At 49.2% G+C, this 17097-nt stretch carries 18 protein-coding genes; 6 read left to right on the forward strand and 12 right to left on the reverse strand.

Translation table 11 applies throughout. The annotated features are described in order from the left end of the window. The 4 genes from Q7V06_RS03505 to Q7V06_RS03520 form a co-directional block, all read right to left on the reverse strand. Positions 1-930, reverse strand: a 930-nt coding sequence (locus Q7V06_RS03505; RefSeq protein WP_304838168.1) for a type II secretion system F family protein, incomplete at its 3' end; no start/stop codon positions are given. Position 931: 1 nt separating this feature from the next. After that, positions 932-1855, reverse strand: a complete 924-nt coding sequence (locus Q7V06_RS03510; protein ID WP_304838171.1) for a type II secretion system F family protein — start codon at positions 1853-1855, stop codon at positions 932-934. After that, positions 1842-3773: a type II/IV secretion system ATPase subunit gene (locus Q7V06_RS03515; RefSeq protein WP_304838175.1), complete on the reverse strand. Its 1932-nt coding sequence runs from the start codon at positions 3771-3773 to the stop codon at positions 1842-1844. Before Q7V06_RS03515 ends, Q7V06_RS03510 begins: the two co-directional genes overlap by 14 nt. Beyond that, positions 3770-4369 carry a hypothetical protein gene (locus Q7V06_RS03520; protein ID WP_304838177.1) on the reverse strand — a complete coding sequence of 200 codons (600 nt, stop codon included), beginning with the start codon at positions 4367-4369 and terminating at the stop codon, positions 3770-3772. The genes Q7V06_RS03515 and Q7V06_RS03520 overlap by 4 nt, the downstream gene beginning before the upstream one ends. A gap of 137 nt (positions 4370-4506) precedes the next feature. Between Q7V06_RS03520 and Q7V06_RS03525 the strand changes: the two genes are divergently transcribed. The 4 genes from Q7V06_RS03525 to leuS are packed head-to-tail and all read left to right on the forward strand — an operon-like array spanning position 4507 to position 10407. Further along, on the forward strand, positions 4507-5289 hold the full coding sequence (locus Q7V06_RS03525) for an A24 family peptidase C-terminal domain-containing protein (protein ID WP_304838179.1): 783 nt from the start codon (positions 4507-4509) through the stop codon (positions 5287-5289). 7 nt (positions 5290-5296) lie between these two features. Continuing rightward, positions 5297-5662, forward strand: a complete 366-nt coding sequence (hisI, locus tag Q7V06_RS03530) for a phosphoribosyl-AMP cyclohydrolase (protein ID WP_304838212.1) — start codon at positions 5297-5299, stop codon at positions 5660-5662. Positions 5663-5686: 24 nt separating this feature from the next. Then, on the forward strand, positions 5687-7594 hold the full coding sequence (locus tag Q7V06_RS03535; protein ID WP_304838181.1) for a PINc/VapC family ATPase: 1908 nt from the start codon (positions 5687-5689) through the stop codon (positions 7592-7594). 26 nt (positions 7595-7620) lie between these two features. Beyond that, entirely contained in the window at positions 7621-10407 is a 2787-nt protein-coding gene (gene leuS, locus Q7V06_RS03540; protein WP_304838184.1) for a leucine--tRNA ligase, read from the forward strand. Between the two features lie 9 nt (positions 10408-10416). Here the strand turns inward: leuS and Q7V06_RS03545 are convergent, their stop codons facing one another. Continuing rightward, positions 10417-10731: a DUF5611 family protein gene (locus Q7V06_RS03545; RefSeq protein WP_304838187.1), complete on the reverse strand. Its 315-nt coding sequence runs from the start codon at positions 10729-10731 to the stop codon at positions 10417-10419. A 35-nt stretch (positions 10732-10766) separates the two neighbouring features. Here Q7V06_RS03545 and Q7V06_RS03550 point away from each other — a divergent pair, with 35 nt between their 5' ends. Both Q7V06_RS03550 and Q7V06_RS03555 read left to right on the forward strand, forming a co-directional pair. After that, complete coding sequence (locus Q7V06_RS03550) at positions 10767-11495, forward strand: proteasome assembly chaperone family protein (protein ID WP_304838190.1); 729 nt, start codon at positions 10767-10769, stop codon at positions 11493-11495. A gap of 5 nt (positions 11496-11500) precedes the next feature. Further along, a complete protein-coding gene (locus Q7V06_RS03555; RefSeq protein ID WP_304838193.1) occupies positions 11501-11893 on the forward strand; it encodes a DUF473 domain-containing protein in 393 nt (130 codons plus the stop codon). An 8-nt stretch (positions 11894-11901) separates the two neighbouring features. Here the strand turns inward: Q7V06_RS03555 and Q7V06_RS03560 are convergent, their stop codons facing one another. The 7 genes from Q7V06_RS03560 to Q7V06_RS03590 form a co-directional block, all read right to left on the reverse strand. Next, positions 11902-12471 (reverse strand): flavodoxin family protein, encoded by a 570-nt coding sequence (locus Q7V06_RS03560; protein WP_304838196.1) that lies wholly within the window; start codon positions 12469-12471, stop codon positions 11902-11904. A gap of 44 nt (positions 12472-12515) precedes the next feature. Further along, entirely contained in the window at positions 12516-13088 is a 573-nt protein-coding gene (locus tag Q7V06_RS03565) for a flavin reductase family protein (RefSeq protein WP_304838199.1), read from the reverse strand. A 74-nt stretch (positions 13089-13162) separates the two neighbouring features. Continuing rightward, positions 13163-13900, reverse strand: a complete 738-nt coding sequence (locus tag Q7V06_RS03570) for an MIP/aquaporin family protein (protein WP_370650804.1) — start codon at positions 13898-13900, stop codon at positions 13163-13165. 9 nt (positions 13901-13909) lie between these two features. Beyond that, positions 13910-14116: a DUF2180 family protein gene (locus tag Q7V06_RS03575; protein ID WP_304838202.1), complete on the reverse strand. Its 207-nt coding sequence runs from the start codon at positions 14114-14116 to the stop codon at positions 13910-13912. A gap of 14 nt (positions 14117-14130) precedes the next feature. Next, positions 14131-15630 carry a DUF2193 domain-containing protein gene (locus tag Q7V06_RS03580; protein ID WP_304838205.1) on the reverse strand — a complete coding sequence of 500 codons (1500 nt, stop codon included), beginning with the start codon at positions 15628-15630 and terminating at the stop codon, positions 14131-14133. Positions 15631-15772: 142 nt separating this feature from the next. Beyond that, complete coding sequence (locus Q7V06_RS03585; protein ID WP_304838208.1) at positions 15773-16519, reverse strand: hypothetical protein; 747 nt, start codon at positions 16517-16519, stop codon at positions 15773-15775. Between the two features lie 59 nt (positions 16520-16578). Then, positions 16579-17097 (reverse strand): SLC13 family permease (locus tag Q7V06_RS03590; RefSeq protein WP_304838211.1); only part of this gene is annotated, 519 nt, incomplete at its 5' end.

The raw sequence follows: 17097 nt of genomic DNA on the forward strand, positions 1-17097 counted from the left end.
CCCTGCAAGTGCTCTCCCCTCACCCATCTGCCCTGCTACAAGCCCGGAGAAGAAGCCCTGCAGGATGACTGCATGGGAGAATATTCGCTTATAAAAACTGATATCTATAGAAGACATAAATCCTGAGCCTGCTCCTGATGACTGAGCCGCTTCACCAGCTGATGCCATCGTCTCAAGGAAGGTGCTTGTAAGAATGCCGATGACGAACATATAGACGAAGAACGATATGATGATTATAACAATATAAATAAACATATTATTCAACCGTTCGGTCTTCAGGGAGACAAATTCATATGTATCTATCGCTGCTGCACGGAGGACATTTGATATGTCACCCCCTGCCTTGCTCGCTTTTGCGATGAGATCGACGCTTCGTGTGCCAAGCGGTGTCTGTATACGGTCTCCAAACCGCATTATCGCTTCAACAAACGGAACACTCCATGACATCTCCTGATCAAGGCGACGGATATGGGGTGTCAGTGCGCCATATTCAGCCTGTGCGACGAGTGCGACGGCACCCGGAAGTGTCATCCCCGATTCGTTCATCCCGGCAAGATCGCGGAAGAAGTTTGGAAGAGCTGATTCAAGGCTCCTCTGGCGGTGGTCATCAAAGAAATCCAGGACTGCCAGGGGGGTAATGATGAGGAGGACGGTGATAATTACAATATCATCGATGATGGTTGTTCCAAGTACGAGATCAATCCCAAGCTGTCTGATCACAAAAAGCAGCCAGATCAAGGCGATGAAAAGTGCTATCGGAACGCTCAGATACAGGGAATGTGCAGGGTTTTTGATAAGCGATTGAATCGGGTGGCGGATGAACCCGGAGAATCCAGTCTCTCTCTTGTTTCTTCTGGCGATACTATCCTGAATATTCGTATCAGAAGCCGAGTCCGGCAATGCCCCTTTCTTTTGCAGTAACCTCCTCATCTCAGACCTCCGGTGTCATTGAACTGATCATGACAAGGAACATGATACTACCAAAAGGCATGATCAGATAGATGATCACATACAGGAAGAGCGGGCTGCTCGTTCCCGAGAGCATCGACATCACCGATTGAAGGATGACCAGAAAAAGGGTTCCGGCAACAAGTGCGGTCACATAGGACTCTGAGATGAGTCCGAGGGTCTCAAGAAATGCCTTCTGCTGATGGCGGTTCTCAATAGCATACTGATTCGCTTTCAGTTTGAAGTACTCAGTAAGGTTACTGCCGCTTGATATTGCTCCCATCGCACCCTGAAGGAACTCCTTTAGTCTGTTGCTTGGAGTGATTGTTGAGACGACCCTGAGCGCATCGATGAGGTCCCGGCCAAAGACATCGATCTCACGGGCAATATATCGTGCTTCTGCTGCACTCTCTCCATAGACTGGCGACTCTCCGAGGAGTCGGAAGATTTCTGCCGGAGTGATTCCCGCAGTGGACATGGCGGTGATGTAGTTGATCGCATACGGAAGGCTTGTATCAATCTTTCGCCTCCTTTCACCCGCCAGAATCGATGGATATACCAGATAGAAGGCATATGTAGATCCCCCGATGATAATAAGCGAAAGCAGAGTGATTATGATTGTGCCTGCGATCAGACGATAATCGGTATACTCATACAGGAATGATGGGAGTGAGCCGCTATAGGTGATCATCTCCGGTATTCTGAAAAGATAGGTGATGACTGCTGTGAAAATCCCTCCAAGAAATCCTGCGATCACCGATGTAACTGTTGCTGTAGCAAGATATGCTTCGAAAGGAACCTGGGATCGTGCTGAGATGAGGCTTCCATGCAGTTCGCTGTGGCTCTCTCTTCTGGCTCGCATCCTCGAACCGAGGAGATTGAAACAGAATCTTTCATACCCGTTCATACAACTCCTTTCGAACACGGGCGATCAGATCATCAGGATTTCTGAAGTAGTCCATCAGGATGGCTGAAACATCGCGGTAGTGCCGTATTTTTCGGATACGCATCCACTCAAGCACCTCCTGGCGTCTCCTGAGTTCTTCCTGTATCCTTTCATCAGTCCACCCGCGCTCCTCCATGATATCTTCAAGGATGTACGATTTGCCAAGGTACAGTATCTCATCGGTTGAGGGTTTCCAGCGAAATACTTCATTTGTGATCAGTTCGTTTGTACGGGGATCGATATCGAGAATCTCGATTATCTGCTTATTTCTCCGTATTCTCTGGCCCCCGACCCGCGCCTGCACCTGAACTGATACCAGATCGAGTGCGGAGAGCATATTTCTCGGAACATTCATCGGTGGATTCTCAAGCCGGTGCACCACACTTGCAACCGAGTCGGCATGGATTGTTGAGTAGGTGATATGCCCGGTACTCATCGCCTGAAAGAGTGTCAATGCCTCTCTCCCTCGCACTTCTCCAACCAGAAGATATTCAGGTCGCTGTCTCAGAGCGGCTCTCAGGAGCTCATAGAGATCGATCTCACCCCTTCCCCCGGTATCGAATGAATCACGGGTGATGCTTGGAATCCAGTTCGAATGCGGCAGTTTCAGCTCACGGGTGTCTTCAAGTGTGATAATCTTGGCCAGAGGGGGCATGAAGAGTGAGATTGCATTAAGGGATGTGGTCTTGCCTGATGCTGTTCCTCCTGCAAAGAGGCAGGACTTTCCGCTTTCGACAGCGAGCCATAGGAAGGCGATAGAGAGTGGTGAGAAGGTCTTCCATTCGATGAGATCAGTTGGTGTGATCGGCTCTTCACGGAACTTTCTGATCGTAAAAGTGGAACCATGTGCCGTCACTTCTGTTCCGAGCGTCATCTGAATACGCGATCCGTCAGACATCGTTGCGTCAAGGATCGGCTCGGCGATTGAGATGTATTTGCCTGCCCTCTGAGCGAGTTTTGTCACGAATGAGTCAAGTTCTATCGATTCGGTATAAGAGAGCGTCGTCTTCATCGATTCGTAGCGGGTATGATAGACAAAGATCGGTGTCTTCAACCCGTCACAGGAGATATCTTCGATGAAGGGATCATGCATAACCGAATCAATAAGGCCGTCTCCAAGGAACTCCCGGTCCATCCTGTACAGGATCTTCTCTTCTTCCACAATGTTGAGGTTGATCTCATAGTCTTCGATTATACTGCGGCTTGCATCCCTGATACGATTCCGTGTTTCGTCACGGGTCAGTCCGCGGGTGCTGATATCCAGCGTCTCAAATAGCCGGTTTTTGATCTCATTGTAGAGATCCTCTTCAGCCTGCGTCAGGACCGGTTCGATCACCTGGTACGTATATTCGTGGGAGACCACATCATAGAGGATTCTTATATAGGCGTATGGAGGGTGAACAGGGTATGTCTCGATCTCCTCTACCCCTGGTGCGGGTTTGTATGTGAGATCGACCAGAGGGTCATGGGTTTTTTGGTCATACTCTTCACGCATCTTTTTCTTCAGGGAAAAGCGATTAAAGAAAGAGGTTTTTGTGGGTTTTTGCTCCTGCGGCTCAGGTTCATCTTCAGCCTGCACCGGATTTTGTACGAAGCCTATTGGAATACCTTCCGGGGGCTCCCCGATCACCACCTCCTCAAGCGGCAGGGGGTGAGCGGTATGCTGGTGGATGATTTGGGGTTTTTCCTGTTGATACGACGACGATTCATATATCGTCTCCTCTTTGATACTCTGTTTCTCTTCCTCATCATGCGTGGCTGCGATCAGCTCTCCGACGAGATCCTCAAGGTCGTCTCTTACTCCAGGTTTCTCCTCATCAGATGGTTGTGGTTTGTTTCTCCAGAACCAGAAACTCCGTTCTTTCTTCCCGTCACTCATCGCTGATCACCCCCTGTCGGTATCCTCGTCTCCCGATCCCCTCCGGGAAACAAGATGGATGTTTTTGAGATAACTGTAACTCCATCGCGCACACGGCACTCATAGGTTCCCTCCAGAAGACGAAAGGAGACGCTGGCATGTTGATCTGTTGTATCTGATGCGCATATCCGACCGTTCTTCCAGAGCTCGATCCGAAGCCCTGCCCGATCCTCAGCTCCATCTCCTATTCTAACCGTCAGAGTTCCGATACCCGTTCTTTCGGAGTTTCTCTTCTCAGGTTCCTGACCGGTTTTTGCATGGGCAAACAACCGCATGGGGTGGAAGATTCGTGCCCTGCCTGCGAGGGCTTCTGCCTCAGCAATAGGCAGAGGGGACAGGGTATAGGCGAAGTCGACAGGTAATCTGAGGACAGCAGTGTCTCCGTAGATGGTACCTGCAGCATCTGTATATTCTGCGCCCGCCGGCTCACCTGAGACGAAGATGATACAGGCTCGCAGCCTCACGCCATCCTGATGAAGGATCTCACCTGTCATATTCAGACTGACTGCTTCTCTGATACAGTCAGCGAGGGTTCCGGCCCTCTTCCCCTCTCTCACTTCAACAGGTACGATATTCCCCTCCTTTTAGTACAGGACAACTCTCTTCTCCGATGTATTCTTTTCGAGATATGATCTTCTTTTGATGAGTTTACTGCCATGCCATATATAATCTATCAGCCAGAAATCTTCTCTATATGATACCTCATCTGATTATTCCCCTCATTGCGGTTGCAGTGACATTTCTGTATGGGTCAGTGCTGGATATCCGTGATCGTCGGGTGCCGTTTAGGACCTGGTATCCGATGCTCCTGATTTCCGCACCTTTTGCCGGATGGATCTATTATCTTCTCTTCATTGGAGATCCACATTATTTTCTGATTATCGTCATTACGACCCTCATATTCTGCGGTCTGATGTATGGGATCGCATATTATGGCCTCTTCGGTGGTGCGGATGCTTGGGGCCTCATCTTTATTGCTCTTCTCATCCCGCTCTTTCCGGTTGAGCCTGTCCTGGGATATCCCCCGGTCCCCCTCTTTGTCTTCAGCGTCCTCACAAACGCTCTGATTCTGAACCTCTGTATTCCTGTTTTTTTCCTTGTATACAATACGCTTAAAGGAAACAGAGCACCTCTCCTCTACCGGCTCATAGGATTTCCGGTTAAGGGGGAGGAGATCCGGTCTGTCTTTGGATTTGTGATCGAGGACTTCGAGGATACAGGAGATGGGTTGCAACGCCGGTTCATCCCCTTCCGCGAGGCGATCAGCAGGATGACACGGGATGACCGGATCTATACGCGGGATCTCAGGGAGCATCCTGAAGAGTTCCGGCGGGAACTTGCCCTTTATAAGAAGGCAGGTTTGGTCTGGATCTCGTATGGTGTTCCCTTCTTCATCCCGATTACTGCAGGTCTCTTCGTATCATGTATCTTTGGGGACATCCTCTTTACTCTGATGAGAGCGATAATGGGGGTGTGATAGTATGATCGATATCGAATATCAGAACGGACTTGTTCCGGTGGTAGTACAGGATTACAATACACTTGAGGTCCTGATGGTGGCATGGGCAGATGATGAGGCGGTCAGACTGACAATGGAGACGGGCTATGCGCACTATTATAGTCGGAGCAGGAAGAAGATCTGGAAGAAAGGCGAGGAGAGTGGGCATATCCAGCGTGTCCACCAGATTCGTACCGACTGTGATGCCGATACACTCCTCTATCTGGTCTCACAATCCGGTGCCGCGTGTCATATGGGATACAGATCCTGTTTCTTCAGAACGATTGAAGGTGAGGTTCTCCTTGATCGGATCGTTGATCCAAAAAAGGTGTACAATAATACGAATGAATGACACGTACATTATGGTAGATTTTTTATGAAACTGGTACCCGATACAAGCGTCGTCATCGATGGGCGCATCACATCAATGATACAAAATGGAGAGTGCAAAGGCGCCACAATAATCATACCCGAAGCGGTCTTTGCAGAACTGGAAGCGCAGGCAAACCACGGTCGCGAGATCGGGTTCTCCGGCCTGACAGAGATTCAGGAACTCTGTAGAATGCGTGATGAAGGGTTGATCGAGCTTAAATTCGTTGGAGAACGCCCGCGACTCGATCAGGTGAAACTCGCAAGCGGCGGTGAGATTGATGCGATGATCAGAAATGCCGCAATAGAGTATGAAGCATCATTTATGACCTCCGATCTTGTTCAGGCGGAGGTTGCCAGGGCAAAAGGGCTCTCTGTCATCTTCATGAAACCGCAACAGGAGAACTTCAAACCTCTTGGCATTGATAACTTCTTTGATGAAAATACGGTTGCTGTGTACCTTAAGGAACGAGTTCCTCCGTATGCCAAGAAGGGGCGGCTTAAGGAGATGCGGCTTGTTCCGATCCGCGATGCACCAATGACCGAGTATGAACTTCGGAAACTTGCTCAGGAGATACTTGAACGGGCAAAGCGTGATCCGGATGGTTTCATAGAGATAGAGAAGAAGGGTATGACGGTGGTGCAGATCGGTTCGCTTCGTATTGCTATAACCCGGAGACCGTTCTCAGATGGTATGGAGATCTCAGTAATACGCCCGATTGCCGATGTTTCACTCGATGATTATAGTAAATCCGAAGAGATTAAGAAGTCGATCATCAGTGATCGGCGTGGAACCCTTATCGTTGGCCCTCCCGGCTCAGGCAAATCAACCCTTGCACAGAGTATTGCAATATTTCTTGCAGATCGAAACTTTGTCGTCAAGACGATGGAGACACCCCGGGATCTTCAGGTGCCGGATCATATAACCCAGTATAGTGCACTTGAAGGGAATATGGGACTGACTGCAGAACTGCTTCTGCTTGTCCGCCCTGACTTCGTCATCTTTGATGAGATAAGAAAACCAGAGGACTTCTCGATCTATGCTGATCTGCACCTCTCAGGTATCGGCATGATAGGTGTACTCCATGCACAGAAGGTTCAGGATGCTATTCAGCGGCTGCTCTTCAGAATAGACTTCTGCCTTCTCCCTCAGGTGATTCCATCGATCATCTACGTCTCCGAAGGCCAGATTGAGAGGGTTTATTCTGTCACTCTGACGATCGGCCGCCCAAATGATCTCGCTTCATGGGGTATGGATATACCGCCGTCTCCTCTTGTAACGGTTCGTGATGTCGAGACCGGTATTCCGGTTGTAGAGATCTTCCGCTATGGCGGAGAGACGATTGTTGTTCCGGTTGAACAACCGGTCTTTTCCGAATCAGTACCTGAATACGTTGAGATCCCTGTCTCTGTCCCTGAAGCCCCTGTCTCCTCCCAATGGAAGCTAATTGAAAAGGAGATTCAAAAAGAGATTGGCAGATTCACAGAGGGTTATGTTGATGTCAGGATGATCTCAGATACAAAAGCTACCGTCTATATCGAGGATCGTGACATTCCTGCTGCTATCGGCAAGGGTGGTAAAAACATCTCCGCTATCGTCAATAAAGTCGGTGTTGGTATTGATATCCGGTCTAAGTCAGAAGTTGAAGCACCTGGCAGGGAAGAGGAGAAGCCGATATCACCACCCTCCTCTGAGGAGGGTGTCCGTATCAGAACCGACAAGAAATACCTTGTCCTCGTCTGTTCCGAGCACGCCGGAAAGATCGTTGACGTCTTCTCCGGAAAGGAATATCTCTTTACGGGAACTGTTGAGGGGAGCGGGGAAATTCTCCTTGCAAAGAACAACTCCATTGCCCAGGAGATGCTCAGACGCCACTCTGAGGGTGAGGAGATCAAAGTCCGTCCGGTAGATTAAGGGCATTCAATATGGGGGAGATATCTGTGAATGAGGATACACTGAAGCTGGCCGAGAAAGATGTGGCTGCAGAATGGAAGAGGGCGTTTGAGTCTGATCCGTCCGGGAAGGAGAAATACTATATCACTGTGGCTTATCCCTATCCAAGTGGGGCAATGCATGTTGGCCACGGAAGAACATATATTGTGCCTGATGTCATTGCGCGGTTCTGGAGGATGCGCGGACGGCAGGTTCTCTATCCGATGGCATTTCATGTGACCGGATCCCCGGTCATCGGAATATCAAAGCGGATTGCACGAGGCGACGAAAAGACGCTAATACTCTATCGTGATCTCTATAAGGTGCCTCAGGCCGTTATCGATCAGTTTTCGGATCCCCTGGCAATCGTAGAGCATTTCTCAAATGAATATGAGCGGGTGATGAGGCGGCTCGGCCTCTCAATCGACTGGAGGCGTAGGTTTACTACGATTATTCCACACTATTCAAAGTTTATCGAATGGCAGTACAGCCACTTATATGGCCAGGGAAGGGTTGTAATCGGGGCTCATCCGGTGAAGTACTGTCCCCAGTGTGAGAACCCGGTTGGTGACCATGATCTCCTTGAGGGTGATAAGTCAGAGATCGTCCGGTTTATCTTCGTGAACTTTGAGGCGGACGGTTGTCTGATCCCCTGTGCAACTCTCAGACCTGAGACGATCTTTGGGGTTACGAACCTCTGGATCAACCCGGATATCTCTTATGTGAAGGCAGATGTTGACGGAGTCACATGGCTTGTTTCCAGAGAAGCAGCAGACAAACTCGCAATGCAGAAACATACAGTATCTATCATTGGTGAGATAGCGGGCTCAGAACTCGTTGGATCGATGGTATCTCATCCATTATGTGGAAGTGTACGGATTCTTCCTGCAGGTTTTGTCGATCCTGATATGGGATCAGGCATCGTGATGAGTGTCCCGGCACATGCTCCTTATGATTATATTGCTCTTCGTGACCTCCAGCAACAGGGGCAGTATACCGATATTGCACCCATCTCTCTCATCTCTGTTGAAGGGTATGGTGAGATCCCGGCGAAGGAAGCAGTTGAACGTGCAGGTATCCATGATCAACTCGACCCGAAGATGGACGAAGTGACTCAGGAGGTTTATTCTGCCGAATTCTCCCGTGGAAAACTGAATGCACGATGTGGTGAGCATGAAGGAAAGCCGGTTCGTGTCGCGCGCGACGACCTTTCAGAGGTGATGGAGGAGAACTATGGTTCAATCCGCTTCTTTGACTTTGACAACAAACCGGTGATATGCCGCTGCGGTAGCCGTGCCTTTGTCAGAATCCTTGATGATCAATGGTTCCTCAACTACAGCGATCCTGTCTGGAAGCAGCAGGTGCATGATCAGATTGCTCAAATTTCGCTTGTACCTCCTGAGGTCAGAGCTGAATTTGACCGCACAGTTGACTGGCTGAAGGACTGGGCATGTACGAGACGCGTTGGGCTTGGCACAAGAGTGCCCTGGGATCCAAAATGGCTCTTTGAGCCGCTCTCCGACTCAACCGTCTATATGGCATATTATACGATCGCGCATCGCATCAGTGAAATCCCGGCCGAATCTCTCACTCCTGAGGTCTTTGATTATATCTTCCTTGGAAAAGGTGATCCTCAGGGAGTCGACCGATCGCTTCTGGATGGTCTCAGATCCGAGTTCCTGTATTGGTATCCCTATAATTACCGGTTCTCAGCAAAGGATCTCATATCCAATCACCTGACATTCCAGCTCTTCCACCACCGTGCGATATTCCCAGATGAACTCCAGCCAGAGGGAATGGTCGTCTTTGGGATGGGTCTTCTCAATGGAGCGAAGATGTCCTCAAGTAAAGGGAATGTCTTCCTCTTAGAAGATGCAGCAGAAGAGTTTGGTGCAGATACAGTCAGGATGTTTCTTGTCGGATCAGCCGAACCATGGCAGGACTTTGACTGGAGAAATGAGCTTGTATCATCAACAAAGAAGCAGATTGAGCGTTTCATCGGGTATGTAAATGAATCCGCAACAGCAACCGGAGTGACCGATGTCGATGCCTGGCTTGCATCACGCCTCCAGCGCCGTATTGCCCAGACAACTGCATCTCTTGATCTCTTCCAGACCCGTCAGGCACTTCAGGAGGCCTACTTTGGCATTGAGTCTGATCTGAAATGGTACAGGAGACGTCTGCCTTCCGGATCTGCAGGAGGTTCCGTTCTCAGGGATGTGTCCACTGTCTGGGTAAGACTTCTTGCACCGATCATCCCCTTCGTCTGCGAGTCGCTCTGGCGTGATCTTGGAAATGATGGGCTGGTCTCGTATGCAGAATGGCCAACTCCTGACAACTCCAGAATAGATCCCACAGTTGAGCTTGCAGAGGATCTTATCGCCCGGACTGTTGAGGATATCGAGTCGATAACAAAGATCATCCCGATCACACCTGTGAAGATAACACTCTTCCTTGCCCCCTCATGGAAGTATGAGGTCTTCTCTAAGGTGGCGCAGGCAGCAGATCGTCATATGGTTACAAAAGAGCTGATGAAGGACGAATCAATGCGAAAGCGTGGGAAGGAAGCCGTTACTACGGTGACACAGGTTACAAAACTGATTCATGGTCTCCCTCCACAGCTTGTTACAGAAATCTGCCTGAATAATCCCGATGAGCGAATGATCTTCTCTTCAGCACTCTCGTTCCTTGAACAGGAGTTTAAGGTGGTATTTGAGATTTTATCGGCAGAAGAGAGCGATCATGCAAAAGCGGGGATGGCCCTCCCCTTCAAACCGGCTATTGTGATAGAATAATCCTTTTTTTTATTCTTCTTTTGGTTTTGCCCGTTTCACCCGCTCCTTCGTTGAAAAGCCAGTGAGCAGATCGAGGTATGATCTGAACTTCCGATTGGTATCGAGGATCACCTCATCACTTGCTGTAATATCAGATTCGGTATCGACAAATACCGTCTTATTATTCTCACCCGCCCAGACCTCAAGCCGCTTGATCGCTCCGAATGCGATGATGTGGTGTCCATCCTTCTGATTGGGTTCAACTCCGAAGATCTCCCTGAGGCTATGGCTCATCCGCTCTTCCAGATCTTTGGTCTGGCCTCTCTTGACTGGGTATTCCTGCATAGCATTATTGTAGGATGGGCGTATATGTAATTTTAATGTCCAGGGATACAGGTGATTTGAAGATTATCTCAAGCGATCTCAAAGGCAAGGGATCGGTTGTAATGATGGGATTTCCAGGTTCTGGCCTTGTCGGAAGTATTGCGCTCCAATACCTTGTTGACCAGATGGATTTTGACCACATCGGGGATGTTACCAGCCGTTATTTCCCCCCAATGTCGATGATGCAGAAGGGTGTTGTGAATGCGGCTGTCAGGATCTATGAGAAGGATGGGTATGCGGCTTTTGTTGCCGATATTCCAATTCATCCAACAATCTGTTATGAGGTGGCAAACGGCATCCTCGACTGGCTGGCCGATTATGATGTCAAAGAAATCGTCACTATTGCCGGGATAATTACAAATGAAACCGAAAAAAGGGTTTTTGGTGTTGCGAGTGATGAAGGGGCCATTGAAAAGATAGCCGATCATACGATCATCCTCCCGATGGGGAGCATCTCAGGGATTGCATCAAGCCTTCTGACCGAGTGTAAACTACGAAAAATACCTTGTATTGGTCTTCTCGGTGAGACGGTCAACAATCCCGATCCCCGGGCTGCAGTCTCGGCGATCGAGGTGTTGAATCAGCTGTATTCACTGAACCTTGATACCGCACCACTTCTCGAACAGGCTGAAGAGATCGAGGCGACGATGCAGCGCCTTGCTGAGGAAGTACAGAGTTCGGATGCCCCTCAGCAGAAGAAGGAAAACCTTCCGATGTACGGGTGATCACCATGATGGTTGCAGCATTAACGGGGATATCCTCCCATGTCATCTCAGATCTCAAACTCGGAAAGCCACGGACGATAGAACTCCAGAGCGCCCATAATGTCATCACCCTCTCAGAAGTAAATCCGGGAGATCACATCTTCCTGACGGCAATTGCACCGGAAGATATCTCTGCAGGAGATTCAGGGATCATCCTTGAAGTGCAGATGGTCTCCATCTCAATGAAACGGATGGTTGAATATTCTCATGCATCTTTCTTTGAGGAGCGTGAACGCACCTCTGCACGCGTACAGCTGAAATACTGCGGCACATCGATTATAAAAGAGGTGGGGGACAAGGCATGCTGTAAGGCAACACGTCTTGATGTCGTAAAGTGTACATGTTTCCATGCAGTCTGATTTTAACACTATTTTTTAAACTTATTTATGCAGAATCCGACATTCTCTCCAAATCGCCGGATAGTCCCGAGCCCTTCGCCATCATTCTGAACTTCGCCGGGAGCTCCCCCAAAGAGCATATTCCAGTAGGTTGATCCGCAGACGATCATATCATTGATCAGATAGAACATCAGAAGTTCCTGGATCGTTGCGGTATGACCCCCTCTCCGGGCAACCGCAATTGGACCTCCTACCTTACGCGATAGAAACTGGTCCGTTCCACGTGAGACCATACCGATCCTCTGGAGGGCCGACATCAGATCTCCGCGAGCAGTGCCGAAGTAGACCGGAGTGGCGACAATAAGGCCGTCTGCGGCTCTGATCTCATCGATGATCTCGTTTAGACCATCATCAATTGAGCATCTTCCGGTCTTCTTACATGAATAACAGGCTATACATGAGGCTATCTGCTTTCCACGAAGGCTGATTATCTGCGTTTCTACATTCTCTCTTTCGATCGCTTTGCTACACTCTTCAAGTGCCTGTTCTGTATTTCCCCCGGCTCGGGGGCTTGAATTGATCAGAACTACTCGTGCCATGGTTATCTCTTCAGATTATATCCGGATCGTAAAAAAGTGTTTTGTTACGGTTTTTTATAGTCACGCCCGATCTGCCAGGCCTTCCCGATATATGATCCTAGGCTGAAGTACCGGTTATCATGCATCGAAAAGCAGATCGGATTAATTTTTTCTATGTCCGGGAGATTATTGGTGAGATACTCGTCTCTTGAGTAGGCCTCAACGATCTCACCGATGAATATCTCATTTGTCCCATCAAAGTCGAGGATCTGCCTGACTGTGCACTCCAGATTGAGCGGACACTCTTCTATCATCGGTGCAGTCTTTGTCCTCCCATAAAATGAGGTAAAGAGTCCGTTCTTATCAATACGCCTGCCTGATACGATTCCACAGTAGTCCGTAACCTCCACCATCTCAGCAGATGGAATATTGACTGAGAAGCTCATGTTCTGTTTGATACCAATGTTGGTATAGTGAGGTTTCCCAAGGGCAATTGAGATCATCGGTGGGACCGCATGAATGATCCCGCAGTATGCAACCGTGAGGTAGTTTGGTTCTCCTTCAACATCCGCTCCGACGAGGACTGTTGGCATCGGATAGAGGAATGTCTTTGCTCCGATTGGTATCTTTTCTGTCATAGTATTCCTGTAACGTCGTATCAAAGGTATCTGATACTATAATGATGCCGATCTGCAATCCGGGTAAAAAAGAGTTATTCTGAATTGAGCCAGTCATAGAGGAATACTGCGATGAGTGCACCTGCGATTGGTCCGATGATATAAATTGGGAAGAACTCCCAGAGGTTCGATCCGCCAAGGAGGGTATTTCCCAGATATGGTCCGAATGTCCGTGCCGGATTGAGTGATGAGCCGGCGATGTTTCCGGTTGTTGTGATGACCCCGGCAACGGTCAGACCAATTATCAGACCTGCAAACCCCTCAGGAGCTCGTTTGTCAACTGCGACCCCCATAATAACGAGCATCAGGAGGAATGTACCGATCGCCTCGACAAGGATTGCTTCTGTATAGGATATGCCATGGAATGGAGCGGTCGCACCGAGTCCCCCGATGAGGACTGCCTCAGGTCCTGTGCAGGCGAAGAAGAGTATACTGGCGAGCGAGGCGCCGATCAGCTGTGCGATGATATATGGTGCAACCTCGCCTGTTGGGAACCGCTTCGATGCCCAGAGAGCAATCGTCACTGCGGGATTAATATGAGCACCCGAGATCCGCCCGAGTGCATAGATAGCACCGGCAATAGCAATACCAAAGGCCAGACCAATGGCAAGCCAGTCAGCAAGCCCTCCGAAATATCCTATCCCGATGTTAAATTCTGTTTGTGTCTCTACCCCTGAAGCGAGCATCAGGGTTATAGCTGCTGCTCCTGCTCCAAAGAAGACGAGGAGGAATGTTCCGATAATCTCAGCAACACATCGTTTCAGAAGTGACATGATACCTCCTCAGGAGTGGAATGCTTCGTAACAGGCAGGACAGAGGATCCTTGGGATGCTCTTCTTCAGTTTCCGGGCTGGGAAGGGATATCCTCCCTCCCAACTCTCGGTCTCCTCCCGCATCGCATGCTCCCTGCAGAGCCCCATCCCGCAGACGATACATATTGCGACTGCATCGCTGTCCTTTCCCTCTTCAGCGCAAATATAGCATTTCATGAGGAGCACCTTCTTTACACTGCGTCCTTATATTCACAGTACTGATGCCTGAAGTCTACAAGACATGCTGCTGCACAGTCTTTGCAGGCGCGGACCGGTGCGGCAGCCCAGTCTTTGTGGAGTGCTATGATGTTTGTCATCATCGTTGCCGTTACCGGCTCACTTGTCAGGAGGCATGGATAGTCGGATAGCCTCATAAGGGCAGACATCCTGACGGTGATCGCACAGGCCGGGTATGCATACCACTGTGGGTTCATCAGCACCTCGTTCTCATCAATCGGGGAGAGGTCGATCTCACATCCGACAACCTTTGGTGTGAGTTTGGAATCAGATCCGGCTTTTGCTCTCCGAGCCCGGTCGAGGATCTTCCATCCCCGGTAGATCATATCCATGAAGTCACAGTTATGCAGTTCTGCTGCGGCACCACGGGTCGGTTTCAGCTGCACGAAGTTGTGGAATCTCTTTGTCAGGAGATCGACGATCATCGGGGCGTTGAATCCGTCAAGTTCCAGGATGTACTCGGTTGCACAGGCTGATGCTCCGGTTGCGAGTGAGAGGATCTCAAACTCGCTCTTCAGTTTGTCAACGCCTGCATCAAGGGTCTTCTCCATTACACCGGTGACTGCATCAATCGTTGCCATGATTACGTCATCCTTGCACATGTTGAAGGTCGACTGTGCGATATGGTGGGCGATATCGCCGACACAGTATGCCGGAATAGTGACAATGTTCCCATAGTGTACTCCGTCATCGACGGCTGCCTTGACGGCAGGGGTTATCAGACGGCGGTACTCATCCATGTACTTTCTGACATCAAACGAAGTGTGACCTGCTCCATCCATCAGTTCAGCCTGAGCTTTTACGGGGTTTTTATAGATCTCCTGGACCTGTTTCACCTCTTTTTTGCTTGCGTCTGCAAGGGTGTCTCCCTCTTCAATCCTTGTTGCAAAGACTTCACCGATACCATAGGAGGTGTTCATACCCCAGGACTTTGCTGCGAGGATCGTCTTTTTGTGGTCTGCTGGAATATCAGTCTTCTTCAGGATCTGGTTGACGATGTTGCTTGAGCTCCCCGGGATCAGGGCGAAGTCAACGACACAGGTAGGTCCGTAAAACCCGGCATACCTTCGTGCAGATTCGCGTCCGATTAATGCCTCGGATTTACCAACCTGGGTGACGAATGTACCGAGGCTCTTTTTAAATTTCGGATCCTCGTCACAGAGTATCTCAAGAACAACCGGGGTCTGGTAATGTTCGACAAACGGGTCGTCTTCAGGGCGAATTGTCTTTGTCAGACCTTTTAATGCGTTAAAATGAGAGATGACCGATGTTTTGTGAAGATCGATGACAGCCGCACTCTGACCGGGTGCAACCGTCATCTTTTTGACTGCATTCACATAGGGCTCGGCATCGGCGAGTGTGAATTTGGTACCTCTCTTCTTTTTAATAGTTTCTACATCTGCCCGCTGGGCGGCCATCGCCTCAGTGATTATCTTTTTATAGAGCTCAGACATGGTATAACACCTCTTCTCTCGGGCGCATGCCCGATGAACCGCACTATGATCCTGGTCTCTATTAAAACTATCTTATCTGATATGTGGTAAATTCAGTAAAATACTGTGTATTTTTCTGATTCACCCGCTTAAAAAAATAGTATTATTCCTGAATAATCGTGGTTGCATGCTCGTCAAATGGATTTTTTCTCATGGCTAGTGAGAAGAGATATGGATAATGGCTTTTCAGGTACTGCATGTAGTCAACCCACTCCGGGGTGAGCATATCATAAACCCGACGGATATCATTTGTCAGGTGGGCGATGTCTGCCGGAGGCAGTCCGCTCAGGTCACCCCTGCTATCCAGCTCTTCTGAGAGGTGGAATACGGCTCGCAATGTCTCAGTAAAGGTTGCATGTTCAAGCAGAACGGGATTCTCCAACAGGCGAAGCAGAAAATCTCTCTTCTGAATGAGGAACCCATGAAGCATTACGAGATCAAGCCTTTCGATCACGATCGTCTGTCTGGTTCCCTTGAGTTCGTTTCTGATACGGTTAAACTCCATTTCACTCCAGGACTCTCTTATAAGCAGGCTTCCCCTGAGTGTATCCAGATTCGGATCGGCATCTGAGAAGTGTTTGAGGAGGAGTGTTCCGACCTCTGAGAAGAAGAGGCCGATCACCATATTCATCTTCTGAAGCCTCTCCCTCTTTGAACGAACAGCCAGAAGCTGGTTTAATATGACTGTTACCAGAAGGACGTTTATTGGCAGAAAACCGATGGCATTAAAGATATAGGTGAGTGTATTGCTCCCTCCCTCATCACCGATGATTAGAAACTTCAGCCCGTAAATGATCGCAGTTGAACAGATGAGGGCTATTCCAAGTTTCGTCTCCCATTTCAGTTTCATATGGTGTATACCTGTACCTGAATAAAAGATCGTGATCCGGGAAAAAGGATTCTGTCCTGTTAACCTATGATTGTAAACCATCCGATGAAGATGAGACTTTGGAGTAGAGTCACCGGGATGCCGAATTTTAAAAACTCCATGAAGGTAATTGTTGCACCCCTTCTCTCTGCATTCTGAATGATGATGACGTTGCTTGCAGCACCGAGTATCGTCAGGTTTCCTGCAATGGTGCTTCCTGCAGCAAGTGCAAGGTACATCCCATCCGGAGCACCAGCTTCAAGTAGTGTTGGTATGAGCAGAGCGACGAATGGGACATTAGAGATGACCTGGCTCACGAGAAGACTCGATGTGATCAGGAATGGGGCTGATAGAGCTACTTCCAGGGGGATGAGATATTGTATTGCCCCCGTATTCCAGACCGACTCCATCAGGATGAAGAGTCCGATGAAGAAGATGAGTGTCGGATAATCGACCTTCTTCAGTATCTGAAGGCGCTTCGTTGAGAAGATGAGGATAGGTGCTGCTGCGATTATGGCGATTGATTCAAGTTTCAGGAGTGGTGGCTGACCACATGAGAT

This window comes from Methanocalculus sp., from assembly GCF_030651615.1.
In the GTDB taxonomy this organism is placed as follows: domain Archaea; phylum Halobacteriota; class Methanomicrobia; order Methanomicrobiales; family Methanocorpusculaceae; genus Methanocalculus.